Annotated in this window: 1 protein-coding gene; it reads left to right on the top strand. The window is 60.8% G+C overall.

Features of this window, described 5'->3' with window-relative positions:
• Positions 1-141: 141 nt before the first annotated feature.
• A partial coding sequence (locus AC1DS5_RS25500) for an AMIN domain-containing protein (protein WP_477721030.1) occupies positions 142-541 on the top strand: 400 nt, incomplete at its 3' end.

The following is a 541-nucleotide window of genomic DNA, read 5'->3' as shown; positions in this document are numbered from 1 at the left end:
CTTCGTACATACGAGGAATGGGGGGCGCATGCAAGGGAAGCGTCACAAGGCTGCAACACTCAGGCTTATTCGATATGGCCGACTTAAGCTCCGGTTAACCCTGCAATCCTATTGGGTTAATGAGGGGCTGCTTCGGAGGCAGTGGATTCGTTGACGAGCCGCGCAAACCACATCGTCAGGCTGGCCACGGTGCTCTTCAGTGCCGGTTTTGGGCTGTTTTGGTGTCCGAACTCCGCCCAGGCCGCCGGCGAGACGCCACGCGCGGAAGTGGAGGGTGTATTCCCGATCGCCTCCGACGTGCGCATCGCCGGTGACGAGAAACAGACCCGTTTCATTCTCGATCTCGACCGGAAGATCCCGCTGCGTGCCTTTGCGCTGGCTGACCCATATCGGGTGGTCATCGATCTTCCCCAGGTCAATTTCCATCTCGATCCCGGCGCCGGGACGGTCTCCCGCGGCCTGATCAAGGCGTTCCGCTACGGTCTGGTGATGCCGGGCGGGTCGCGCATGGTGTTTGACCTGACCGGACCAGCCAAGATCA

It is taken from the genome of Polaromonas sp. P4_H1 (assembly GCF_056400945.1).
Note: the sequence above shows the minus strand (reverse complement) of the source record. Positions and strands in the feature narration are given on the sequence as shown.